Here is a 23,549-nt window from a genome sequence, read left to right on the forward strand (position 1 = left end):
ACGAAAGGCGGCGAAGACAGTGCGCCTGGCGCACCCCCTTCCAGCCTCCCCCGTCAAGGGGGAGGAGCCGCATCGTGCTTTTGACAAGATCGCACCCCGTCCACCGTCCTTCTCCCTCCCCCTCGCGGGGAGGGCCGGGGGGGGATAAGAGCCACAATGCGCTCTGTAGCCCCTCTCGCGAGGCCACATTTTCGCCCCACCCACAGATCGGCATCTCCCCCTTGAAGGGGGAGTTGGGGAGGGGATGACCTCAGGCACATTAGGCCCCGCCGTTCGGGCCAAGCTCTTATGGCCTTGGTCGCTCAAACCCCTCCAGTGGAGCGATTTGCCATTCACGCCCCGCCCAGGCCAACCATCGCCCGCTTTTCCTCATCACTGAGAAAACTCGCATTCCCCACCCGCTCCCACAGTGCGTTGCGGTCCTCGGCCAGAGCCTCCACCGCATCGAACTCGGGCACGACTTCCGCCCCCTCAAACGCCGGCCCGAGCCAGACGCTCAATTCCTGCGCCACGCGCACCACAAGCGGCACCAGGGTCTGGCGCCATAGCGCCCGATTGGCCTCGGCCATGTTCGCATAGGTGTTGTCGCCCGGAATGCCGAGCAGCATGGGCGGCACGCCGAAGGCCAACGCAATGTCCCGCGCCGCCGCATTCCTCGCCTCGATGAAATCCATGTCGCGGGGCGAAAGCGCGATGGCCTTCCAGTCGAGCCCGCCTTCGAGCACCATGGGCCGCCCCGCATTGGCTGCACCCGCAAAATTCTCCTCGAGCTCGGATTTGAGCCGCTGGAACTGCTCTTCGGTAAGGTTTCCCCCACCGGCCGAATAGACCAGCGCCCCGCTCGGTCGCGCTGCATTGTCGAGCAGCGCCTTGTTCCAGTGCGCCGAGGCATTGTGAATATCGAGGCTGGTCTGCGCTGCCTCCAGCGGGCCCATGCCATAATGGTCGTCCATGGGGTGGAACAGGGCCATATGCAGCACGCCCGGCACCGGCTCGCTCCCCTGCCCGATCCGCATCGTCCGCCCGCCGGCGGTATAATCATACCCAACCGGCCAGCCATCGGCGCCGGCTACCACCCGCATGCGGTCCGGCCGCAGCACGAACAGCGCCCGCACCGCCCCATCGACAATGCCCGCCTGGAGATAGGCGTTTCCCGCAGTCTGGAGATAAGCATAGACCGCCTCAAGCATTTCCCCGCCCGATTGGCGCCCATTGGGTTTGGCCAGTAATTCGGCCAGCGGATGCTCGCTTACCGCCTTGCCATCGACCACGACGGAAAGTGGCACCCGCGTCGCCGCCTCGGCAATCAGCCGGATGCAGCGATAGACCACTGGATTGCGCATGAACCCTTCGTTGACGAGGCTGGAATACCCCCTCCCGCTCCACTGCGCCGGTCCCAGCGCGCTCAGCGTCATCAGCGTCTGCCCGCCAAAATTCTTGCGTTCATCGGGCGCGCTTGTCCCTCCGCCAAACAGGCGGTTGATCCAGTTCGGCATGGTCTTGGTTCTCCCAGCAAGCAAGGCAAACAAAAAGCCCCGGACAATGCCGGGGCTTGGTCAGATCATTCTGTGGCGCTCGCGCCTATTCAGCCGGATGCTGCTCGTGGCGTTTCAGATCGCGCATATGCAGCCATGCGCCACCCGAACCGATCGCCAGAACCAGGATCGGCATGATGATGAAGGCGAAGACTTCGATGAAGCTCATGATTTCAGTCCTCCAAGGACCCATCGTGCAATCATATGTAGTGCAATCGCGACCAAAAGCCAAATGACGCCACCGAGAACAAAGGCCCAAGTCGCCAAGGCCGTTCCCGATGCGCCGTAAATAACAGCTGCAAGAGGCGCCAGGACACCGACGGTAAGACAGGCAGTGGATGTGCGATCCAACGCATTGGCCAATAGTTTCGTGCGCTCGTTCTCGATCAGGCTCATAGACGAAATCTATCCATGTTTCTGGGGAACGCCAGCCCTAAAGCCCCCGCACCCGGGGCCTTGTCCCATCCACCAACAAATCCGTCAGCGCCCAGACCAGCGCATCGACCCGGTCCGGAGAATGCCCATCGGCCTTGCCGTCCGGCCCGAAAGCGCAGAGTTCATCCTCCAGCGCCGTCAGCCCCGGCGCATGGGTCACCAGGCCCCGCCCGTAATAGGCCGCCACCGGCTCGGCGCGCAGCCATTTGCCCCGCGTCGCCCGCACCGGCCGCACCGGAACATTGGCGTCGACCTGGGCGATCATCTGCGTGACGAGGTCCCCGCCCTGGTTGACCTCGACCACGATGGCGTCGGCCCGGTGCGCATGAAATGCCGCCACCGCCCGCCGCGCCCAGGTGAGCGGCGCCGCACGCTTCAGCGTTGCGTCCTCGAGCACCACCGCGCCTTCGCCACAGCGCCCGGCAATGACAATCCCGCAGGCGTCCGAGCGCGCATGCCCCGTCACTGGCGGGTCCACCGCCACGACGATCCGACCGTCCGCCCCCGCCTCGGCGGGCCGGAACAGGCCGCGCTGCCAGAGCGCATCGGGCCGATCCTCGATCAGCTCGCCATCGAGCTCCTGCCGCCCCAGCACGGTGCCGCGATAGCGCGCCACCACCGCCTCGAGAAAATTGGGCGCCAGCTGTGCCTTGTTCTCGACCGTCGCCATTCGCACCACCGCAGTTTGCGGATCGGCAAGCAGCCGCTTGATCAGCTTGGTCGGCCTTGGCGTCGTCGTCACCAATTGGCGCGGATGCTCCCCCAGCCGCAGCCCGAACTGCAGCTGGTCGAACGCCGCCTCGGCATTGGGCCATTTGGCGGCCTCGTCGCACCAGGCGGCGGCAAATTGGGGCCCGCGAAAGCGCTCGGGGTCCGAGGCGGTCATCACCGCGCCCTCGACCCCATTGGGCCAGATCAGCCGATTATTGCCGCGCAATACCGGCCGTTCTTCATCGGGATGCACGCTGAGAATGCCGCTGTCGCCGCGCACCATGATCTCGACGGCTTCCTTCATGGTTTCACCCACGAGCGCGATCGGGCCAATCCCGTCCCGCGCGAGGCTTCGCACCCATTCGGCGCCGGCCCGCGTCTTGCCCGAGCCGCGCCCGCCCATCAGCAGCCAGGTGGTCCAGTCCCCCGGCGGCGCCAATTGTTTGGGGAGCGCCCAGCGCGGCCAGTCGAAAAATTCCGCCTCGAGCTCCTCCGCCGATAGCGCATTGACCGGTTTTGCAAATCCGGTCATCAGCGCGCGAGAAACTGCTCGCGACGCTTGATCAGCTTGGCCCTGAGATCGGTCAGGTCCTTACGGGTCGGCGGCTCCACATTGCGCTCGGCGGCTCCCAGTTCGATCAGCTTGTCGAGCGTGCGCACCTCGTCGGCCAGCACTTTGGCTTTCTTGTCGATTGGCATATCCTCGGCCTTTTCCAATTCTCTGATCTGGGCTTCCAGAACCCGCAGCATTCGCTCCACCAGCTCCGCCTTGCGCAGCGGGCTTGCCTTGATACTGAGCCAGTCCTGCTTTTCCCGGCGATAGCGCAGCTGCGCTGGCGTAATCCCGTGGCGCTGACAGATCACCTCGGGGTGAAACAACCGCCCCTCATATTCAAAGCGGATGGTCTCCCAGTCCGGCGCCTTTCGGGGCCGGTCCTTCGGCGTTTTTTCCATGGCGTTGACTCAACTGTGAGAAGCACCGGCATCACCGGGCGGAACCGCAAGGAATCGGGCGGGATTCGTCCTTGCGGAGTCCGACAGGGAGATCCCCGATGTCCACCGCAATCCGCCATCTTTTCTACCGCCCCGAAAGCGCGGAGCTTTCGATCTGGTTTGCCCCCGAGGGCCGGCGCTACAAATATTTCGATGTGCCGCAATCGGCCTATGAAGCCCTGCGCGACGCCCCCTCGCGCGGCCAGTATTTCAACCGCGCCATCAAGGGCCATTATCGCTGCACGAAAATTGAGGAGGAGAGTTCCAGGAACCGACGCCGCCGCCGCTTGGGCGCCGCGTCTTCCTGACCCATTTCTTCGACCATGCCTGAACTCTACCAGACCAGCGGCACCCGCAGATAAGTTGGATAAGTTCTTGCCGTTCAGCCGTCGATTTCACCATCGGGCAGGACCACATAGATCAACACGGCCAGCATGGTGATGAAGACGCGAAACGCCGAAGCCAGCCCGTTCCAGCTCTGCGACATCCACATGCCGAACCATTCCCCGCCCACGGACATGAACCCGACCTGCCAGAGCACGAAGCCAAGGGTCAGCCCGGCAATCGCGAAAGTCTTGCCCCGGTTGAAGTCCCGTGCGCTCGCCGCCCGCCGCGCGAAGATCCGCGCCGCCCCCATCAGGCAGAGCACCGCCACCAGAATTTCGGTCACGATGATCAGTCCATAGGCGATGTGATGAATGAGCTCACTGGTGATGGCCCGATAGCCGATCGTGGCATCGGGAAAGATCGTGTCCATCGCCAGCACATGGCTCACAAAGGCGAAATTGGACCCGTAATCGGTGAGATTGCCGAACGCCACGAGCCCCGCATAAAGCCCCATCGCCGCCACCAACACGGCCTTGCTCACCCGCGTGATCACCATTCCCGCCCCCCGAAAACCTGCCGGTCAGTCCGGCTTGATCCAGTCTGCCACGGCCTTGAGCGTTGCCAGGTCATCGTCCAGCGTCATCGCCGCCTCTGCCCGCCGCAAGCTCACGCGGGCAAAGTCATGCGCTGCCCGAGCAAAGGCCGAATTGCATTCGGCCACGGTCTCGAGGCTTTTCATCAGCCGGATCATCACCTCGACAATGGCGGCGCCATCGCGGGCCGTCGGGCGATAGACATCTTCCAGCACCTCCGCCGGCCGGATCGGCCGGACATAGACCCGGTCATAGCGCACTTCTACGGGCTCTTCCCGCCAGTCGACGAGCAGCCTTGTCGCCGTATCGATCACCACGATGCCCGTGCCCGGATCATTGATGCCGGCCGACATCGCCTTGTCGCCAATTTCACCCAGCACGATCATGCCGAAGCGCGGATCGGAATCGAAAGTCCGGTTCTCGCCCAGAACGAAACAGTCGATCAGCTGCTCGCGGATCTCCTCGTCCGCACGCCCGTCCACCAGCATCAATGGCCTGACCGGGGTCGCATAAGTGCCGGGCCGCGCCATCACAATGACCCGGAGCTCGTGTTCTTCAGCCAGCTTTTGCAACGCCGGCATGTCGCAATGCTGGACATAACCCGAACGCGGTGCCGGGATCGGTTTGCCCTCGCCGTCCCCGTCCAGCCTTTGCCCGCCGAGATAGGGGAATTCTGCCATGGTCTCGATGGCGCTGCGCGTTGCCGTTTCCACCGCGCTGATCGTGTAGCCCACCCGGCCGATTGCGGAAATCTGGCCGATCCAGCGGATCAGCGAGGTCACCACCAGAACCACCACGCCCAGCGTCACCACGAAGAGGAACAGCCGCCCCGCCTCGCTGTAGATGCCAACCGAAAGCCCGATAATGCCGACGATGGAAAAGAGAAAGGCCCCGATAAAGACCGAGATCGAGGTCTGCGCCCGCAGATAGCCGGCGATCAGCGGCACGGCGCGCGGGGTGGTCGCCGCCGAGGCGCCGGAGAAGGCGCTGACCACGGTCGAAAGGGCGAAGACCGCCACCGTCAGCAGGCTCGACGCCAGGATCTGCAAAATGGTCTGCACGGCATTTGCCGGCATGACGAAGGGCAGTTCCTCGGGCGCATACTGCGCCAGCAGGTAGGCGATGAGGATCGTCAGCAGCGCGATGCCGGAAAAGGCGGCCGGCAAAAACCACATGCGCTGCATCAATTGGCGCAGCTTGAATTTCAGGTAGCTCATGTCTCCCCCTGCATCTCCTGCGCCCCGCGCGGCAAAGGATGGAGGGGGAAGACTGGGCCATCAAGCCCCAAAATGCCGCCGCGCCTCGAGCCCCAGGCCCAGCCCCACGCTGCCCAGAACGTCTGTGCGCACCACTTCGGCCTGGGGGAAAAGCCGCTGCAGGCGTCCGGACACTTCCGGCACCAGGGTCGATCCCCCGGTCAGGATCAGGCTGTCGATATCGCTCGCAACCAGCCCGGCGAGGCGCAGCGTCTCGGCAATCGTGGTCTCGAGCCGGGTCACCGAATCGGCCAGCGCCGCCCCGAGATGGGCGACCGAAATCTCGGTGCTGATGGTCCGGTCACGGACCGGGAACGAAAACGGCGTCAGATCGTGGTCCGACAGGGCGATCTTGGCGCCCTCGACCGCGCCGATCAGCCGGTGCCCCAGCCGATCCTCGACCAGCATCACCATGGTCTCTACCCGCTCGGCTTGCTGCGCTTCGCGGATGGTGGAGCGCAGATCGCGCAGCGCCTTGGCGTCATAGAGCCGGTTGATGCGGTGCCAGGTCGAGAGATCGTAATAGGGCGCAACCGGCAGGAAGCGCTTGCCGTCGACGGTCTTGGAGCCGAGCCCCAGCTCCGGCATCACCCTCGCCATGGCCAGAAGGCGGTCGAAATCGGTGCCACCGATATGCACGCCCGTCGTCGCCAGGATATCGGCCGTGCGATCGGCCTTGCCGGCCCGCTCGGGCGAAACGCGCACCAGCGAAAAATCCGATGTACCGCCGCCAAGGTCGACGATCAGCGCCAGCTTCTCGCCCGATACATGCCGCTCATAGTCGAGCGCCGCCGCGATCGGCTCATATTGAAAGACGATGTTCCTGAAACCCTGCGCCCGCACTGCCGCTTCCAGCTGAGCCTGCGCCTCGGCATCGGCGACCGGATCGTCGTCGACGAACTGCACCGGGCGCCCCATAACCACATCGGTCAGCTCGTCGCCGAGCCTGGCTTCGGCGCGGCGTTTCACCTCGCCCACAAAGGTGCCGATGATTTCGCCGAAGCCAAGCCGCTGCGCCTTGATGCGTGTCGTATCGGCAAAGAGCGCCGTGCCCAGCACGCTTTTGAGCGAGCGCATCAGCCGACCCTCGGCCCCCGTCACATATTCGGCCACGGCGGCGCGGCCGAAATGGAGGCTGTTGTCCTCGAACCCAAAGAACAGCACGCTGGGAATGGTCGCCTGCTCGCCCTCGAGAGCGACCAGTCTGGGCTGCCCGTCGGGACCGATGCGGCTCAGCGTGGAATTGGACGTCCCGAAGTCGAGACCACAGGATAGGGCCATGACAAGCGACCTCTGTTATGGGGGATAGACGCACGCCGAGCGCGCGGGGACGGCCCCTATAAGAGGTTCAGGCAGGCTTGGCAATCGGTCAGAATGTCCGGGGTCAGGCGGCCCTGGCGGTGCGGATTTCGCCGCCACGCAGATCGGCCGTTTCGATCCGGGAGAGGCCATGGCGCTGCGCACGACGCAAGGTCGCCATCGCCGCCTCGATCACATTGGGCTCGAACGCCCCCTGCGGATTGACCACGGCAATGCCGCAGCCCAGCGTCACGATGCCGGCGTGGCTTTCCTTGTTGACCAGCCCTTCGAGCCGCACCGCCTTCATGATCTTGCCGGCAAGGCTGCGCGCCATCAGCACCGGCAGGTCGGGGAGGATCAGGACAAAGCCTGCCTGGCCCATGCGCAGGCAGCGTGCTTCCTCGGCTCCGACAATCGAGCGGATCGCGCCTTCGAGCGCGTCCATGCAGTCCTCGCTGGCGTCACGCCCATAGGCGGCGAGATATTCGGCGAAGCAGTCGATTTCGAGGGTCATGACACAGAGCGACACATGGCGCTCGGCAGCCAGCGCCCAGCAGCGGCGCATTTCTTCGTCCAGGGGTCGGTTCTGTCCGCTCCGCAAGCCGATGCCCGCATAGGCGCGGCCGGCTGGCGTCAGCTGCAGCAGGGCCCGAATTCTGGCCCACAGGCTATCGCTCTGCGAAAGATCCATCATGCTCATCGTGCCGCCCCCCAGCGATCTGTGCCCGACGGGATGTATTCATATATGGTTAATGAGAAGTAACCAAAGCGAGTGATTTGGCAAGTGCGATCTTCTTCATAGGATGTAGCATCCTAAGCCAGTCTATTTAGACTAAACCTGGAATGACCAGTCTATTTCAGCGATCCGGCTAGATCGTCTCGGGCGGTTCGAATTCGGGCCAGTCGACGGCATGCTCTTCCCACTCGTCGGCGTCCACCTCGGTCTCGAGGAATGTCCGCCCTTTCACCGATACGCCCACATCCACCACGGTCTGCGGATCGCCCGAAACCAGCGGGTGCCACCAGGCCAGCCCCTTGCCCTCGGCAATCCGGCGGTAGGCGCAGGTCGTGGGAATCCAGGCAATATCGCGCACATTGTTCGGCGTCAGCTTGATGCAGTCGGGCACGATCTTCTGGCGCTCGGGATAATTGGTGCAGGCGCAGGTGTCGCCGTCGAGCAGCTTGCAGCGGACGTCCGAAGTAATCAGCGTACCGGTATCTTCGTCTTCGAGCTTGATCAGGCAACAGCGCCCACAGCCGTCGCAAAGGGCTTCCCACTCTGCCGACGACATTTCTTCGAGCGTTTTTTCTTCCCAAAAGGCCATATTAACCGTCACGCGTTCACTGTGTTGCCGGTTTGCGCTTGTCTGCCGCCTGGCGCAATCATATTCCGGCGAGGAAATTGCTTTGATCCGCCGGAAAGGACAAAAGTCCGTTATCGGGGCATTGGGGTTCGGCGTGCAGGATCCGTTCTATACCAAGGAAAAGCGGAAAAAACCGGCTGGCGGCATGCTGGCGGCGGACGCGTGGCTGGATTCCTCGCTTTACGAGTTCTGGCAGACCCTCGGGCGCGGCTATACGCGCTACCAGGATTTCATGTCCAGGTTCCACGTCTCGGGCATAAAACGCTTCTTCGTCGAGATCCTGTCGGACGCGTTCACCTTCGGGGCCATCGGCGCGGTGCTGATGACCGCCCTCGCCCTGCCGGCCTTCGACACCATTGCCCGCGGGTCCTTCAACAAGGCCGAGGACTATTCCGTCGTCTTCCTCGACCGCTACGGCACCGAGATCGGCCGGCGCGGCATTCGCTCGGACGATAGCGTCGCGCTCGACCAGATGCCCGACTATCTCATAAAGGCGACCCTCGCCACCGAGGACCGGCGCTTCTACGAGCATTTCGGCATCGACATTGTCGGCACGCTGCGCGCGCTGGCCTCCAACGCCCAGGGCGACAATTCCACCCAGGGCGGTTCTTCGCTCACCCAGCAATTGGCCAAAAACCTCTTCCTCTCGGCCGAACGCACGCTCGAGCGCAAGATCATCGAGGCCTATCTCGCCATCTGGCTCGAGTGGCACTATTCCAAGGACGAGATCCTCAAACTCTATTTTGACCGCGCCTATATGGGCGGCGGCAATTTCGGGGTCACGGCCGCGGCCGAATTCTATTTCGGCAAGCGCGTGCAGGACATCAATCTGGCTGAAGCCGCGATGCTGGCGGGTATGTTCAAGGCCCCGACGCGCTATGCGCCCCATGTCGACCTTGCCGCCGCCCGTGGCCGGGCCAATCTCGTCCTTTCCAATCTCGTCGCCTCGGGCTTTCTCACCGAGGGCCAGGTCACCGCGGCCCGGCGCCACCCGGCCTCCCCCATCGACCGCACCGCCGACGTCAACTCTCCCAATTATTTCCTCGATTGGACCTTCGAGGAAGCCAAGCGCATCATCGACGAGACCAATGCGCCGGGGAACAATTTCGTCGTCCGCACCACCATCGACACCACGCTGCAGCGCTACGCCGAGGAAGCCATCACGTCGGTGGTGCGCGAACAGGGCGAGCAATATCGCGTCAGCCAGGCCGCCATGGTCGCCACCGACACCCAGGGTGCCGTCCGCGCCATGGTGGGCGGCGTCGATTACGGCAAGAGCCAGTTCAACCGCGCCATCGTCTCCACCCGCCAGCCGGGCTCGTCCTACAAGGTGTTCGTCTATGCCGAGGCGCTCGAACAGCTGGGTCTAAAACCCTCGGACCCGATCACTGACCGCCCGGTCTGCATCGGCGACTGGTGCCCGCAGAACTATGGCCGCAACTACAAGGGCACGGTGAGCCTCGAAAGCGCCTTTGCGCAATCGCTCAATACCGTCCCGGTCACCCTTTCCATCAAGACCGGCCGCGAGCCGATTGCCGAACTCAGCTATCGCATGGGCCTGCGCCAGGAATATCCGGTCACCCGCTCGCTGGCGCTTGGCGTCGCCTCGGTCTCCGTGCTCGACATGACCTCCTCCTACGCGGTCTTTGCCAATCACGGTCTCAAGACCCCGGCCTATGGCATTACCCGCATGACCACGCTCTCGGGCGATCCGGTCTGGGAATATGACCTCGACGCGCCCCGCGAACGCGTTCTCTCTGAGCAGACCGTGGCCTATATGAACCAGATGATGCGCACGGTCGTCACCGGTGGCACGGGCCGCCGCGCCGACGTGCCGGGCGTTCCGGTCCTCGGCAAGACCGGCACCACCACCTCTTATCGCGATGCCTGGTTCGCTGGGTTGACCGGCAATTTCGTTGCCTCCGTGTGGTTCGGCAATGACGATTACCGCCCCACCAATAATCTCACCGGGGGCCTCCTGCCCACCGTGGCCTGGCAGAAATTCATGGCCTATGCCCACACCAATATCGAGATCGAACCGGTCTACGGCGTCGACTTCCAGCCCACCCAGACCATCGTGGCCGATGCGGACGCCGATGCGCTGGTGGACGAGAGCGACGAACGCCCGCCCAGCCTCAAGCCGGGCGCGGCGCGCAAGCTGCTCGACCTCGCCCAGCGTCTCGATACCACCCTGCGCAATGCCACCCCGCTCAGCGATCAGGCCGCCCTGCCCCCGCCCGCCCTCGAAGGCGGGGTCTAGGCGGCGGCGCGAGCCGTCTCCCCGCCCTCGCCGATTGCCATGGCTTTATTCCGCTGCCCGATTACGTTAGCCATAGCTGCAAGCCCATGAGAGCCGACATTTCGCCCATGCTCATTTCCGCAAGTCGCTGACCAGTGCGTTTTGTCCTCCGCCTCCTTCTGACGATCGCCGTCGCGCTTGGGATCGGTTTCGGCCTGAGCTCTTTCGCGCTGAACGATGGCCGGTTCTTCGGGGGCAATTCCATCGGCCCCTGGGTCTCCTGGCCCGATGCCGGCACGCCCCAGCCCAATCCCTATACCCGCGCCCATCTGGTGCGCGAGGCGGCCCTGCCGATGGGCCGCGCCGAGGGGCTGCAATTCATTGCCACCAATGACAGCGAAGGCCGTCCGCTGGATCGGGCCTGCGCCTATCGCCTGATCGGGCATGTGCCCGTTTCCACCTTTTGGACCCTCGTGGCGGTCGATGAAAACTGGATCAATCTTGCTGCGCCTAACAGCGAGCCGGCCCTGCGTTCAAGCGAAATCGTGCGCGACAATAATGGCGCCATCGATATTGCCGTGGGCACGGCGCTGGCCGCCGGAAACTGGCTCGAAATAACCGGCGAAGGCCCCTTCACCCTCGCCCTGTCCCTTTACGACACCACCGCCTTTTCCGGCCTCGGCGCGGGCAACGACACCATGCCCGTCATTCTGCGAAGGGGCTGCCCGTGATCCGCACCCTGCTCTGGCTCATCGGTGGCGTCCTGCTTGGCGGCATCATTCATCTCGTCGTCATTCTCGCCATGCCGCTCCTGGCCGAGGAAACCACTGCAACGCGCCTTGCGCGTTTCGACGCGCTCAACCGCATGCTGATCCTGCCGCCCGTCGAGCCCGGCCAGCCCAATCCACTGCGGCTCGATCCCGAGCTCGTCTATGGTCTCTGCCAGGTCGACCTTGCCGAGGGGCCGGCCTATCTCAGCGGCATCCTGCCCGACGCCTTCTGGTCCGTTGCCCTCTATAACGGGGCCGGCAATGTCACCTATTCCACGACCAATCGCGACGGGATCGGCCAGACGCTCGAGATCGGCATTTTCAACGCCGCCCAGACGCGTCTCCTCGCCCGCCAGCAGCTCGACATTGCCGAGGGCCTGCTCGTGGTCGAAGCGGCCAGCGACCGCATCTTCGTCCTCGTCCGCCTCGCCCCGCCCCACCAGGCCATGCGCCCGCGTTTCGAGGACCGCCTGCAATCGGTCCGCTGCGGCCCCCGCCCGAGCTAAGCTTCATCCGTTCTACGACAGAGCCCCCGCTTCCCTCGAGCCTGACCCGTACTGCGCGACAGAGCCCCGGCTTCCCTCGGGCCTGACCCGAGGGCCACTCCGCGAGCCCCGATAGTGATTGAAAGCCCGGACGCCGCCCCAGCGCAGCATGCACACCCCGCCGGACAAACCTGCCCTCCACGCCCTCCGCCCCCGCCAAACCGCAAACTTTGCGGCACTCAAATGAACGCCCCGCAAAACAATCATCGTAATGCGGCACAAACCACAATATTTATTGACAACGCTGCACATGACTGCGTTTCATCCGGCCATGGATGACATCGACCGCAAAATCATCGACCTTCTCGCCGAAGACGCAAGGCGCTCGCTGACCGATATCGGCGAGTATGTCGGACTATCCGCCTCGGCCATTAATGAGCGCATCCGGCGCCTCGTCGCCAGCGGCGCGGTGCGGCGCTTCACGATCGACGCCGCCCCCGACGCCATGGGCCGCCCCGTCCTCGCCTTTGTCTGCCTCGCCCTCGCCGCCGATACCGATGAAGCCGCCTTCCGCGCCTTCGCCGCCACCCATGCGGCCATCGAGGAATGCCACAACGTCACCGGTGCCTGGTCCTACATCGCCAAGGTGCGCGTCGCCTCCCTGCCCGAGCTCGAAGCCTTTCTCGCCGAGCTCAAGGCCCGCAAGTTCATCGCCCGCAGCGAGACCATCATCGCCCTGTCGAGCGCCGTCGAAGCCAGCTACACGCCCAAGCCGGTATCGCCGTGAACGAGCTCTTTCTTTTCGCCAAGAGCGTCCTGCTCGGCCTCGCCATTGCCGCGCCGCTGGGTCCGATCGGCGCCCTCTGCATCAGCCGTACATTGGAGCGTGGCTTCCTCGCCGGTGTCGCAGGAGGTCTCGGAACGGCTCTGGCCGATGCCTGCTATGCGGCGCTCGCCGCCATCGGCTTTGCGGCCTTTGCCGGTTTCCTCGCCGGCATCGACATGCCGATGCGCCTTCTCGGCGGGCTTTTTCTCTTCTGGCTCGGCTGGCAGAGTTTTCGGCCCAGGGACCCGGCCAGGGCTGCCCGCATCGGCGCGGGCGGACTGATCGGAACGGTGGCCGCCACCTTCCTTCTCACCATCACCAGCCCGATGACGATCCTCACCTTTGCGGCCATCTTTGCCGGCCTCGGTCTCGCCAGCGGCACCGATCTCATTGGCAAGCTCATGGTCGTCGCCGGGGTCTTCACCGGGTCACTTCTCTGGTGGATCATCCTCAGCGGCGGGGTTGCCCTGCTCAGCCGCCGACTACCACCGGGCTTTGCGACGTGGATCTCCCGCGCCTCCGGCATGGTGCTGATCGGTTTCGGCGTCGTGGCTATAGCATCCCTGTTCTGGCCACGCTGACCAGCGCGCCGGCGATGGCCAATGCCACGACCACGAGCCATGGTGGTGCTTTCCAGGCCATCAGCGCGACAAAGCCCGCAGCCGCGAGGAGGGCATCGAGGGGCTCGCCTACGGCGCTCGTGAACACCGGATCATAGAGCGCCAGCCCCAAGATCCCCACCACTGCCGCATTGGCGCCGCGCATGCCGGCCTGCGCCCAGCTCTGGCGGCGCAAATCTTCCCAGAACGGCAGCGCCGCGATCACAAGCAACATGCCGGGCAGGAAGATCGCCACAAGCGCAATGCTTGCCCCGAAAACGCCATTGGGCGGCAAGGTGCTGGCAGCGCCGAGATAGGCTGCAAAGGTGAAGAGCGGTCCGGGCACGGCCTGCGCCGCGCCATATCCCGCTGTAAAACTGTCCCTGTCGAGCCAGCCCTGTCCCACCGTCTCGGCATCGAACAGCGGCAGCACGACATGCCCGCCGCCAAACACCAGCGCCCCGGCACGATAAAACCCGTCGAAGATCGCAAAACCCTGCCCCAGTCCAGCGATGAGCGGCAGACCGACGAGCAATATCAGAAACACCGCAAGGGCGACGAAACCTGCCCGTCGCGACAGAACCGGTCCATCCCCCTGCGGTTCGCCCGAAAGACCGTCGCGGCAAAAGACCAGCCCTGCGGCAATGCCGGCGACAATCGCCTCCACCTGCCCGATGGCGCCACCAGCAATAAGGGCAATGGCCGCTCCCGCAAGCGCGATGGCGGCGCGTTGGCGGTCAGGGGTCAGGGATTTGGCCATGCCCAGCACGGCCTGGGCCACCACGGCCACAGCCACGAGTTTCAGCCCATGGATCGCGCCTGCGGCCAGTGGCCCATCGAGCACGGCAGCGCCATAGGCAAACAGCACGAGCAGGATCGCCGATGGCAGGGTAAAGCCCAGCCAGGCCGCGAGGCCACCAAGGGGACCCGCGCGCATCAATCCCAGCGCAAAGCCCACCTGGCTCGACGCTGGGCCCGGCAGAAACTGGCACAGCGCCACGAGGTCGGCATAGCCGGCCTCGGAAATCCATTTGCGCCGCGCCACCAGCTCGTCGCGAAAATACCCAAGATGGGCTATCGGCCCGCCAAAGCTGGTCAGTCCGAGTTTGAGAAATGTCAGGAAGACTTCGGAGACAGAGCCGTGGGGGCGCTGATCGGGGTCGAGCACGGCGCCCTCTCAAGACTATTTTGGTGCGATAACTTCTGTGTCGCGCACCATGGTCTGAAAGCGTGACGGTATGGCGACATCGCCCTGACCACCCTGCCCGCTGGCCCCGGAACAGAAATCGCCGCGATTGGCGCGATCGGCCCAGACTTTGAGCCGGCGCAGGAACGCATCGACGCTCACCGATTGCTCATGGGGCGTTTCGACCAGCAGATTTTCCAGCGCGTAGGAATAGCTGTCATAGCGATAGTTCACCGCCCGCACGAACCAGTCGACATGCCACTGGTTCTCGATCCGCCGCGCCCGGACATCGTTGGCGGCGGTCGGGGCGAGGTCTGTCAGCTCATTGAGAGCCACCCGGCGCTGCCGATCCACTTCCTGCACCGCACAGATGGAGAGGAACGTCTTGGGCAAGGTGTCGAGATCGGCGAGGATATGGCGGTTCACGGTCGCATAGCGAACCCGCGAAGACTGGTAATGGGTCTTCTTCAGCCAGTTGTAATAGCGGTCCGGGAAAAATGTAAAATCCTTGGCGCGGGTGATCCGTACCCGCTGCATCTCGGCTTCGGTGTTGAACAGCCAGTCCTTGGCATTATTGGCCACGAGGAACCGCCAGGTACGGTCATGCATCTCGCCTTCCTGGTCGGTCTGGTTGAAATTCGACACGGGCTCGCGCCGCTGGCGCGCCATGAAGTCCCCGACCGCCGGAAGCATGGCATCATGCAGGGCGCTGGGTTGGGCGCGGCCGAAATCGCCCACCGGGCGAGAGGCACAGGCAGTGGCAAGGCCGGCGAGAAGAACGAGGCCGAGAAGTCGGGAATATCTATGCAAGGGATCAGCCGCGTTTGCGTCGACGAGAGGAGCCGAGGTGGTTCTTGGGCGGCGGCGGTGTGTCGCGCTCATACCGGACCCCGGTGAAGAAAATAATCTGGGCGTTGCCAATCGGCCTGACGACGGCATCTGCGGGTTGTTCCCGCCTCACGAATTTCAGCAGCTGTCCCAATCGGGCCTCCATTGGCTGCGCAGCTCCCCCGTCCCATTGGAGGCAGCGAGTTGGATCGATTCTATCGGCGCGACGCCCCTCGCGCTTGTCCACATTAAGAGATCGTCAAGGTTAACAGTCTGCTAACGAATTCACGGCAAAATGAGCATTGAACGCACCTGATGCGAATAACTATCCACGGTCCCGCCCCCAATGCTTGGTTTCCAGCCCTACGAGACGTTTCAGCTCCTTATCGAGACGGGTGGTGTCGATCGCACCAACACCCTGCTGATCGCAGCCTGCGACGCCTATGCGCGCCGTGGGCGCCCCACCGGTCCCGAAATGGAACAGTTCGAAACCCTTGCCAGCCGCCTGTTTCCGGCCGCAAGCCAGCAGGCCCGCGCCAAGGCGGCAGCCATTCTCGGACGCGCCGAACTGCTCTCGCCGGTCCTCGAAACCCTCGTGGTCGAGAACATCGGCGAGGACCTGATTTCCTTCATCGAATCGGCGGGCGAGCTGTCCGACCAGACCATGCTCGACATTATCGGGCGCTATGACGTTTCCGCCGCCGCCACCCTGGCGCGCCGCCCGAACCTGTCCAATGTGGTGCTGGCAAAACTCTTCCAGATGAACTCCCGGAAGGTCTACCGGGCGCTCGCGAGCAATCTGCACATCACTCCGCGCGGCCCCTATCTCAGCGCCCTCGCCCGCTCGGCCCAGATGGACCACATGGTTGCCGAAACCCTTGGTACACGTAGGGATTTTGACGCGGCACTGCTTGCCCCCGCCTTCTTCGACCTCTCCGACGAGAACCGGATCCGGGTCATCCAGGCCTTCTCCAGCCGCCAAACTCCCCCGGCGCCGATCACCCGCACCATCGAGCAGCTGTCTGTCGCGACGACCGATTTGACCAAGGCCCTGATGAAGCTCTTCTCGGAAAACCGCCGTCCGGAAGTCACCCGCCTTCTCTCCCAGATCACCGGGCTCGATGAAGTCCGCTGCGGCCAGATCGCCCATGACGTCACCGGCGCATCGGTGTTCGTGATCCTGCGCGGCTTTGGCGTCTCGGCCTATGACGGGCTGAAGGTCCTGATCCACGCCACCAGCCACGACAATGAGCGCTCCAAGGCACTGGCCGATTTCGCCACATTGTTCGCGACAGTGTCACCGGAATCAATGGCTTACCTGATGAGCGCCTGGCGCGGTGAAGTGAATTTGCTGGACCTGTCCAAGCCGCAATACCAGCCGGTTTCCCAGCCCCGTCGCCGCGTCGCAGCATCGGCCGGCTCGGCGAACCCCGTGGTAGAACAGGCCATGGAAGCCCTCTCCCGCATTGGCGCCCGCCGCGCCAGCTAAGCGGTTCAGGTCCGGGGATTGACCAGGTCGATCCCCGGATCATCCCCTCTCAGATCGAGGCTCAGCACCCATAGGTCGGGGTCAAAATCCTGCTCCCTTGCAATGCGGTCGCGAACAATCTGCGGCTCGACATGGGAAAAGCGACGCTGGAACACCAGCGCCGCGCTGTCATCGCGGGATAATAGGGGTGCGGGGGTGAACAGCGAATAACTGCCATCGAGGTGATCCACCTCGATGAAGACCTGCCCGGCTATCGGATCTCCCCTGCGGGAGACCACGCACATATTGCCCAAATCATTGTGGCGCCGGACAAAAGCCATGCACCACAGATCGCTGCGCAGGCTGGCCACTAGATGGCCGCGCCGGCGTCCCGCAGCAGTTTGACGAGGTCAGGCTGCACCTGCCCGGTAATCCTGTAGCGGTGGAAATTCTCGAATTCGCGGATGGCGCGGGCTGTTTCCGGTCCCGGATTGCCGTCGATGGCGCCGCGGAAGAAGCCGAGGCTCGCCAGCCCACTCTGGATCTGGGAAACCAGTGCAGCGTCATTTGCCGGCGGACCGGCATCTGGCACACGGGCCGAAGGGGCGGTGGTCGGCGCCACGACGGCCACTGTCACAGGCGCGGCCGAGGCGACCTGAACCGGCGCCGGCATGGTCTGGGTGGGCAAGGGCGCGGTCGGGATGGGCGGGTTGGCCATGGCCTGCGGGCTCGAGCGCGAACCGTCCACCGCGGCAACGATCGAATCGAGTGTCTGGGCGGCGGTGGTCGCCACCTGGTCGAACACCTGTTCACCCGGAGAAAGCGTCGGCAGGCGCGCGATCACCTGGTCTGGCTGCTGGGCGACAGGCGCCTGGGGCTGAACGACAGGCGCTGGCTGGATCGCGGCGACCGGCTGCGCCACGGGCGCCTGCTGGGCGACCGGCTGAACGACTGGAGCAGGCTGCGGCGGAGCGACGGGCGCCATGGCCCGGCCGGCGCTATCGGCATTGAGGATGGCAGACACGACGCCCGAGGACAGTGCCCCCTGGGGCGCCATGCCATTGCGTTCCTCGAACGCCCGGATGGCGCGCGCGGTCATCGGACCATAATAGCCATCGACCTTGCCGTCGAAGAGGCGGAGTTCGGCCAGCTTTTTCTGGACCGCAAAGACTTCCTTATTGCCAACGGGCTGGTCAGGGACAGCCTGGGGAGCATTGGCGATCGACCCGGTTGTCTCGCTCGCCTGCGTCATCGCGGGCAGGACGTCCGCACCATCCGACGCCTGCTCGCGCAGCGAAACCGGCGCGGGCACCGGCGCCTCGACCGACACGCTGGCGGGCACGGCACGGATCGGGCCGAAGAAGGGCGACGGATGGTCCACGGTCTGGAAGTAGAGCGCATTGCTGCCGGCCAGGGCCGTCAGCGTCACCATGGCGAGCAGGCCCGTCGAGGCCAGCGGCGCCTTCATGTAACGCGACAGGGTCCAGTGCCCCACCCGTGCGAGTTGCGACAGGAAAACGTTGCCAAGCTGGAGGGGCAACTGAGTCAGGATGGATGCCGTCGTCATTGCGCTTTTCTTTTTTCGTTTTGCCATGAAGTCTTGGGCGCTACAGGCTCGCGATGGAGAGGAAGAACAGTGGCAGTGTCCGCCATCTTGGTTGCCGGACCGTTTATAGGAAGCAGCACGGTCATGGTTGTCCCCATGCCAATTTCGGACATGGCCCGCAAGGCGCCACCGTGCAGTTCCACCAGACCCTTGACGATGGAGAGGCCAAGGCCCGTTCCTTCATACTGGCGGGTGAGGCCGTCCTGGGCCTGGAAGAAGGGCTCGCCGATTCTTTCGAGCGCCATCGGCGCCATGCCGATTCCATTGTCGCGGACGGAAAAGCTGATCGACTGACCCTGCCGCTTGACCGTCAGAGTCACCGCGCCATCGGCGTGGCTGAACTTGACCGCATTGGAAAGCAGATTGAGCAGGATCTGCCGGCAGGCGCGTTCGTCGGCCATGATTTCGGGCAGGTTTGGCTCGATCTCGGTGGCGAGCGCGACCTTCTTGTTCTGCGCCGTGGTCTCGATCATGGCCAAGCACGCCGGAATGATCTCGTCGGGCTGAAAGCGGCTGGGCTCGATCTCGAACTTGCCCGCCTCGATCCGCGACATGTCGAGCAGCATGCCCACCACGTCGAGCAGATGCCTGCCGCTCTGCTGGATCAGGCCGGCATATTCCTTGTGCGTGCTCGAGAGTTCGCCGCCAATCCCCGATGCCATCATCTCGGAAAATCCGACCACGGCATTGAGCGGGGTCCGGAGTTCGTGACCGATGGTGGCGAGAAAGCGCGACTTGGCCTGGGAGGCCTCTTCAGCGGCGCGGTGCGCTGCAGTCTTGGAGGCATCCGCATCCTTGCGTTCCGTCACGTCGCGCAACATGGCGATGACTTCGTGGCGTGCCTCGGCTGCGTCTTCGACCACAGGCGAGAAGCGCACCTCGACCCAGATGAACACCGGGATAGTGCTGGCAATGGCGTCGTCGTCGTGGCGCATGCGCACTTCGATCGTGCGGTTCTTGCCCGCCATATTGGCATCGGCAAAGGCGGTCATGTAGAGCGGGCGATCAAGGACATGCACGCGCTCGGCCAATGCCGTGCCCTGGACCTGGTAGCGCGGGCACCCCAAGAGCTTCTCCGCCGAACGCGAGGCAAAAAGCAGTTCCCCATCGCTCGAATAGCGCAACACCGCGTCCTGGACATGCTCGACGAGGTGTCGATAGGCGTTCACCTGCGCCTTGTCCTGAACGACGAAGGCGGCGTTGATGTGATGGGTGGTGTGAATGATCATGGCCACGGCCAAGGCAAAGGCGATCGCGCCCGTTGCTATGGCGGGCTGGGTGAAGGTCGAAGCCGCGGGCACGCCCAGCATGGAGGCGAGCGTACTCATCAGAATGATCGCAGCCGTCGCGATCCAGCTCAACCGACGGATCGGCCTGGTGGCGAGCAGCGCGGCCAGCACGGGGCCCATCAGCGTGAGCGCCAGCCCAGAATCGCCAAGGCGCACGTCGAGCAGGGTCAGAATCAGGCCAGCCCCCATCAGCGTCGACACCTGCGCGAGCGCGGCTTCGTCAAAGCGATGACGCTGGTGCAACGACAGGCTGACCATGCCCCCGACGAGGCCTGCGCAAGCGATGATGAACGGCAGTGCGGCCTGGGTGACCAGCAGCCAGATCGAGAACGGCATGGCGACTGCCGATGCGGCGATCAGCATGAAGGCGTTTTCAGCGATGGTCTTGCGGCGCTGCATTTCGGGGCGAGCACTGCCGGCCTTCGCCGGTGCGCTCCCCCTGCGGGCGCCGAACTGGACAATGCTAGCCATCAAAAAACTCATACTCGAGACGCCACTCTTCCGGCCCGGTCGCCGGCTGCCACGACCCCTTGCGGTGCCGCTTGCCTGATTGGTGCAGGTCTTGCCTGGAGCGCACATTCGCGCAGCAACCGCTAAGACGGATTTAAGTCTGCGGTTCGCGTCCCGCTTTCGACAGATAGCGTAAACAAGGGGTTGCGCCCCTCCAAAAGTGCGACGGCATTTGTTTCAAATTTTAGGAAGCTGGCGCAGCCGCCTTTAACGGGGGGATCCTAGGGTGAAGCCAAGAAGAGCGGGAATCGGCCCGTTCGGACCCATTATTCGACATGATGTTCCTTTTACGCTCCGCATTCTGGCTCACAGTGGCATTCGTGGTCATCCGACCCGAATTCGACGTGGCACAGACCGCAACCGCACTCTCCAACGAGGCGGTAGCGCGGGGCGGTCAGTTCGTCGCCGGCCAGGTCGAAGCCATCGAATGCGATAATTTGGCCTGTCTCGGCGGCAAGGCGGTCGTTTCGGCCGCACTCCAGCCCGTGCCGCGTCCCGTCCCTCACATGCAAGCTCTGCCGGGACCCGATTCGATCCCATTGCCCCGACCTCGGCCGGATCACTCGGGCTAAAGGCGTGGGCTCCCTCCCCTGGGTGCCCCGTTCAAGGCAAGTCTTACTGCCGCAGGCACCCCCAGTGCTTGCGGCTTTTCTTTTCGATCCCAGACGATCCATCCGGCGCTGGAAACTCATGGGGCCATGGCTTAGATAGAGACCATGACACATCCGCAGGCTTTCCAGGACATTGCCGACAACCTTTCCTTTCTCGACGATTGGGAAGATCGGTATCGCTATATCATCGAACTGGGCCAGGGGCTGGCCAGGCTGGACGAGGCCGAGCGCACGGCCGCCAACAAGGTCAATGGCTGCGTTTCCCAGGTCTGGCTCGTCGCCGAACCGACGCAGGGCGAAAACGCGCCGCAGCTCCGCTTCCGCGGCGAAAGCGACGCGATGATCGTTCAGGGGCTCGTTGCCGTGCTGCTCTCGCTTTATTCAGACCGTCCGGCGCGCGAAATTGCCGAGACCGACGCCATTGCCCTTTTCGACGAGATCGGGCTACGCGAGCACCTCACGACGCAGCGTTCAAACGGGCTGGTTGCCATGGTCAACCGCATTCGCGGCGAGGCGCGCGCGCTGCTCAACTGACCGCGCGCGAAACCAGTTGAGCAGCGGCAGCTCAAGTTTACGGTAAAGCACCATGCCGATCCCGGTGCCGCCGACGACCGACAATGCAGTGATGGCCAGAGCTGCTCCCGGCACGCCCCTGCCGAAGAAATGCAGCCAGATCCCCGCGATCATGGCCACGGCAAAGATATGCGCCAGATAGATGGAGTATGAGGCATCGCCGATCCACTCCATCAGCGCGATGCGCGGCACTTCATTGTCGAACCGGACCAACAGACCAACGGCCCCAAGGGCGAAGACCAGGAACCCGGCAAAGGCCGTAATGTCCTCGACGGCCTCGCCACCCCATGAAAAGCCTTCCACTAGACCCATGGCCGCAAGAACGCCGATCGCACCGATCAGCGGGCCCGAGATCCGACCGAGCCGGCCCTCGATATGGGCAAGGCCAAGCCAGGCGCCGGCGATGAAGGCCAGCGGCATATAGCTGGTGTAGAACTGCGCAAAGGCGCTGTCCGGTGGCCAAATTTGCCCGATGAGCGCCATGGCGAGATAGGCCATCGTCAGCCAGAGCAGCCGGCGTCGCGCCGTCACCATCGCCAGCAGCGCAAAGCTCACATAAAAGAACATCTCGTAATTGAGGGTCCAGCCGAGCTTATACAGCGGGTGGATGCCATGGCTGGCGGCATTGTGGAACGGCACGAAAGCCAGTGACAAAAGCAATTGCTGGGCGTCGAACACAGTGGTCTTGAACAATTGCGGCGCGACCAGTGCCAGGGCCGCGGCGACCAGGGTAAAGGCCCAGTAGAGCGGGACGATGCGCTGCACCCGACGGCGCATGAAGCCGATCGGATCGAACCGCCCGCTCTCCGTCACCGTCACCATGATGAAGCCGGAGATGACGAAGAACAGGATCACGCCGAGCCAGCCCAGACGCCCATAGACCAGCGGTTGGCTGACCAGTGGATAGAGCAGTGCATGGGAAGCGAGGACCAGCAGCGCTGCCAGGCCGCGCAAATATTGGACGGTGACGATCTTCGAGGTCATGCGCTGCCGGATTTTTGGATTGCTCCCTGTTACCATGTCACGGAGCCCAAGGCACAATCCCAGCGCAAACATCGTTAAGTTTCATCCACGAACATCTTTGGACGCGCTTCCAGCCAACCGCGCTGGTGGCCCTTCTCTGCTCCGCTGCCGGACGCATCGAGGCCGTAGAGCGCCGCCAATTGATCGAGAGCCACCCGCAGGACCAGCTTGGCGCTGCGCCGGGGCCAGGCGCGCTCGGCCTCCACCTCCTGCAGGCCGCGGTCGAAGCCGCAGACATCGAAGAGCACCGACCAGCAGTCACGCGGCAAACTGCGCGCCAACTCGGCGAGCCGTTTCCGGGCGTCGGCGGCACTGTCAGCCAATTCGGCCTGACCCGAATGCCCGCGGGGGCCGCCGATTCTGGTTGGGTCATAGGACATGGTTACGCGCTGGGCGAGGCGGGCCCGTTCGAATCCCCGCATCAATCGGCTCGCTGCCTGCCCATGATGGGCCTCGAGAAAGGCAGGCTCATTGCCGACTGCGCCCAGAAGACGTTCGACTGCGCGGGGCACGGCCGGGCTAGTCATTTCCCTCTCCCGACAGCAGCACGCTTTCGAGCCGGTCCATCTCTGCATCGAAGACCGGATCGTCCCGCAAATCCTCGATCAGCCCGCAGGCGTATGAGACAGTAGTCCTATCACGCCCGAAGGCCTCGCCGATCTCTGCAAGGCTGACGCCGAACACCACATGGGAAAGATACATCGCCATCTGGCGGGCGCGCGCAGTCTTGGCGCGGCAACGTGAAAAGTGGACAAGCAGTCGAATTGGAACATTTCTCTCCCGCGCCACCAAGGCGATGGCCGACGAGACTTCTGCTTGTCCCCGCCCCCTGGGGGGCTGCAAAATAGCAGCACTATCCTTGTCTTGTTCGATTCGCACTTTAGGCCTCCTCGCAATATAGGACTTTATTCCTATCTTTCTTGCACGGCTATGCCGGGAGGGGGATAAGTCGAATAAATCTTATGTGCAGGGGGCGAAACGACGATAGCCGCCCAAGGGGCGGCTATCGAAATAGGCAAAATC

The 23,549-nt window shown here is 63.9% G+C and carries 27 protein-coding genes; 9 read left to right on the forward strand and 18 right to left on the reverse strand.

Annotation, left to right across the window (positions count from 1 at the left end):
* Positions 1 to 332: 332 nt before the first annotated feature.
* The 5 genes from N0P34_RS15470 to N0P34_RS15490 form a co-directional block, all read right to left on the reverse strand.
* The gene (locus N0P34_RS15470; protein WP_275604119.1) at positions 333 to 1,496 is read right to left on the reverse strand and encodes a phage portal protein; all 1,164 of its coding nucleotides are present in this window, start codon (positions 1,494 to 1,496) and stop codon (positions 333 to 335) included.
* Between the two features lie 85 nt (positions 1,497 to 1,581).
* Positions 1,582 to 1,704 carry a hypothetical protein gene (locus tag N0P34_RS15475; protein WP_275604120.1) on the reverse strand — a complete coding sequence of 41 codons (123 nt, stop codon included), beginning with the start codon at positions 1,702 to 1,704 and terminating at the stop codon, positions 1,582 to 1,584.
* Entirely contained in the window at positions 1,701 to 1,931 is a 231-nt protein-coding gene (locus N0P34_RS15480; RefSeq protein ID WP_275604121.1) for a hypothetical protein, read from the reverse strand. The genes N0P34_RS15475 and N0P34_RS15480 overlap by 4 nt, the downstream gene beginning before the upstream one ends.
* Positions 1,932 to 1,968: 37 nt before the next feature.
* On the reverse strand, positions 1,969 to 3,213 hold the full coding sequence (locus tag N0P34_RS15485; RefSeq protein WP_275604122.1) for a terminase family protein: 1,245 nt from the start codon (positions 3,211 to 3,213) through the stop codon (positions 1,969 to 1,971).
* Positions 3,213 to 3,635, reverse strand: a complete 423-nt coding sequence (locus N0P34_RS15490) for a hypothetical protein (protein ID WP_275604123.1) — start codon at positions 3,633 to 3,635, stop codon at positions 3,213 to 3,215. The genes N0P34_RS15485 and N0P34_RS15490 overlap by 1 nt, the downstream gene beginning before the upstream one ends.
* A gap of 98 nt (positions 3,636 to 3,733) precedes the next feature.
* Here N0P34_RS15490 and N0P34_RS15495 point away from each other — a divergent pair, with 98 nt between their 5' ends.
* A complete protein-coding gene (locus N0P34_RS15495) occupies positions 3,734 to 3,982 on the forward strand; it encodes a KTSC domain-containing protein (RefSeq protein WP_275604124.1) in 249 nt (82 codons plus the stop codon).
* A 74-nt stretch (positions 3,983 to 4,056) separates the two neighbouring features.
* Here N0P34_RS15495 and N0P34_RS15500 read toward each other — a convergent pair whose 3' ends face one another.
* From N0P34_RS15500 to N0P34_RS15520, 5 genes are all read right to left on the reverse strand, one after another.
* The gene (locus N0P34_RS15500; protein ID WP_275604125.1) at positions 4,057 to 4,557 is read right to left on the reverse strand and encodes a DUF2165 domain-containing protein; all 501 of its coding nucleotides are present in this window, start codon (positions 4,555 to 4,557) and stop codon (positions 4,057 to 4,059) included.
* Positions 4,558 to 4,581: 24 nt separating this feature from the next.
* The gene (locus tag N0P34_RS15505) at positions 4,582 to 5,811 is read right to left on the reverse strand and encodes a DUF2254 domain-containing protein (protein ID WP_275604126.1); all 1,230 of its coding nucleotides are present in this window, start codon (positions 5,809 to 5,811) and stop codon (positions 4,582 to 4,584) included.
* A 60-nt stretch (positions 5,812 to 5,871) separates the two neighbouring features.
* On the reverse strand, positions 5,872 to 7,131 hold the full coding sequence (locus N0P34_RS15510) for an Hsp70 family protein (RefSeq protein ID WP_275604127.1): 1,260 nt from the start codon (positions 7,129 to 7,131) through the stop codon (positions 5,872 to 5,874).
* A gap of 103 nt (positions 7,132 to 7,234) precedes the next feature.
* Complete coding sequence (locus N0P34_RS15515; protein ID WP_275604128.1) at positions 7,235 to 7,849, reverse strand: diguanylate cyclase; 615 nt, start codon at positions 7,847 to 7,849, stop codon at positions 7,235 to 7,237.
* A gap of 169 nt (positions 7,850 to 8,018) precedes the next feature.
* Positions 8,019 to 8,474 carry a YcgN family cysteine cluster protein gene (locus tag N0P34_RS15520; protein ID WP_275604129.1) on the reverse strand — a complete coding sequence of 152 codons (456 nt, stop codon included), beginning with the start codon at positions 8,472 to 8,474 and terminating at the stop codon, positions 8,019 to 8,021.
* A gap of 82 nt (positions 8,475 to 8,556) precedes the next feature.
* Between N0P34_RS15520 and N0P34_RS15525 the strand changes: the two genes are divergently transcribed.
* The 5 genes from N0P34_RS15525 (at position 8,557) to N0P34_RS15545 (ending at position 13,414) form a co-directional block, all read left to right on the forward strand.
* Entirely contained in the window at positions 8,557 to 10,773 is a 2,217-nt protein-coding gene (locus tag N0P34_RS15525) for a PBP1A family penicillin-binding protein (RefSeq protein WP_275604130.1), read from the forward strand.
* Between the two features lie 134 nt (positions 10,774 to 10,907).
* Positions 10,908 to 11,483, forward strand: coding sequence for a DUF1214 domain-containing protein (locus N0P34_RS15530; protein ID WP_275604131.1), 576 nt, complete (start codon positions 10,908 to 10,910; stop codon positions 11,481 to 11,483).
* Complete coding sequence (locus tag N0P34_RS15535; protein WP_275604132.1) at positions 11,480 to 12,028, forward strand: DUF1254 domain-containing protein; 549 nt, start codon at positions 11,480 to 11,482, stop codon at positions 12,026 to 12,028. Before N0P34_RS15530 ends, N0P34_RS15535 begins: the two co-directional genes overlap by 4 nt.
* Before the next feature lie 310 nt (positions 12,029 to 12,338).
* Positions 12,339 to 12,794: an Lrp/AsnC family transcriptional regulator gene (locus N0P34_RS15540; RefSeq protein WP_275607000.1), complete on the forward strand. Its 456-nt coding sequence runs from the start codon at positions 12,339 to 12,341 to the stop codon at positions 12,792 to 12,794.
* The gene (locus tag N0P34_RS15545) at positions 12,791 to 13,414 is read left to right on the forward strand and encodes a LysE family transporter (protein WP_275604133.1); all 624 of its coding nucleotides are present in this window, start codon (positions 12,791 to 12,793) and stop codon (positions 13,412 to 13,414) included. The genes N0P34_RS15540 and N0P34_RS15545 overlap by 4 nt, the downstream gene beginning before the upstream one ends.
* Here the strand turns inward: N0P34_RS15545 and chrA are convergent.
* Entirely contained in the window at positions 13,386 to 14,600 is a 1,215-nt protein-coding gene (gene chrA / locus N0P34_RS15550) for a chromate efflux transporter (protein WP_275604134.1), read from the reverse strand. The genes N0P34_RS15545 and chrA overlap by 29 nt on opposite strands.
* 15 nt (positions 14,601 to 14,615) lie before the next feature.
* Entirely contained in the window at positions 14,616 to 15,428 is an 813-nt protein-coding gene (locus N0P34_RS15555) for a hypothetical protein (protein WP_275604135.1), read from the reverse strand.
* Positions 15,429 to 15,792: 364 nt separating this feature from the next.
* Here N0P34_RS15555 and N0P34_RS15560 point away from each other — a divergent pair, with 364 nt between their 5' ends.
* Positions 15,793 to 16,935: a DUF2336 domain-containing protein gene (locus N0P34_RS15560; protein ID WP_275604136.1), complete on the forward strand. Its 1,143-nt coding sequence runs from the start codon at positions 15,793 to 15,795 to the stop codon at positions 16,933 to 16,935.
* 5 nt (positions 16,936 to 16,940) lie between these two features.
* Here the strand turns inward: N0P34_RS15560 and N0P34_RS15565 are convergent, their stop codons facing one another.
* From N0P34_RS15565 to N0P34_RS15575, 3 genes are read right to left on the reverse strand one after another with little or no spacing between them, the layout of a single operon-like run.
* Entirely contained in the window at positions 16,941 to 17,285 is a 345-nt protein-coding gene (locus N0P34_RS15565; protein WP_275604137.1) for a DUF1491 family protein, read from the reverse strand.
* A complete protein-coding gene (locus N0P34_RS15570) occupies positions 17,285 to 18,481 on the reverse strand; it encodes a peptidoglycan-binding domain-containing protein (RefSeq protein WP_275604138.1) in 1,197 nt (398 codons plus the stop codon). Before N0P34_RS15570 ends, N0P34_RS15565 begins: the two co-directional genes overlap by 1 nt.
* Complete coding sequence (locus N0P34_RS15575; RefSeq protein ID WP_275604139.1) at positions 18,478 to 20,280, reverse strand: ATP-binding protein; 1,803 nt, start codon at positions 20,278 to 20,280, stop codon at positions 18,478 to 18,480. The genes N0P34_RS15570 and N0P34_RS15575 overlap by 4 nt, the downstream gene beginning before the upstream one ends.
* 314 nt (positions 20,281 to 20,594) lie before the next feature.
* Between N0P34_RS15575 and N0P34_RS15580 the strand changes: the two genes are divergently transcribed.
* Positions 20,595 to 20,891, forward strand: a complete 297-nt coding sequence (locus tag N0P34_RS15580) for a hypothetical protein (protein ID WP_275604140.1) — start codon at positions 20,595 to 20,597, stop codon at positions 20,889 to 20,891.
* A 144-nt stretch (positions 20,892 to 21,035) separates the two neighbouring features.
* Positions 21,036 to 21,464: a SufE family protein gene (locus N0P34_RS15585; protein WP_275604141.1), complete on the forward strand. Its 429-nt coding sequence runs from the start codon at positions 21,036 to 21,038 to the stop codon at positions 21,462 to 21,464.
* Here N0P34_RS15585 and N0P34_RS15590 read toward each other — a convergent pair.
* Genes N0P34_RS15590 through N0P34_RS15600 form a run of 3 tightly spaced genes read right to left on the reverse strand, consistent with a single transcriptional unit; the run spans position 21,402 to position 23,405 of the window.
* Complete coding sequence (locus tag N0P34_RS15590; RefSeq protein WP_275604142.1) at positions 21,402 to 22,523, reverse strand: acyltransferase; 1,122 nt, start codon at positions 22,521 to 22,523, stop codon at positions 21,402 to 21,404. The genes N0P34_RS15585 and N0P34_RS15590 overlap by 63 nt on opposite strands.
* 38 nt (positions 22,524 to 22,561) lie before the next feature.
* The gene (locus N0P34_RS15595) at positions 22,562 to 23,053 is read right to left on the reverse strand and encodes a DUF6456 domain-containing protein (protein ID WP_275604143.1); all 492 of its coding nucleotides are present in this window, start codon (positions 23,051 to 23,053) and stop codon (positions 22,562 to 22,564) included.
* On the reverse strand, positions 23,046 to 23,405 hold the full coding sequence (locus N0P34_RS15600; RefSeq protein ID WP_275604144.1) for a helix-turn-helix domain-containing protein: 360 nt from the start codon (positions 23,403 to 23,405) through the stop codon (positions 23,046 to 23,048). Before N0P34_RS15600 ends, N0P34_RS15595 begins: the two co-directional genes overlap by 8 nt.
* Positions 23,406 to 23,549: the final 144 nt, after the last annotated feature.

This window comes from Devosia sp. FJ2-5-3, from assembly GCF_029201545.1.
Classification (GTDB): Bacteria; Pseudomonadota; Alphaproteobacteria; order Rhizobiales; family Devosiaceae; genus Devosia.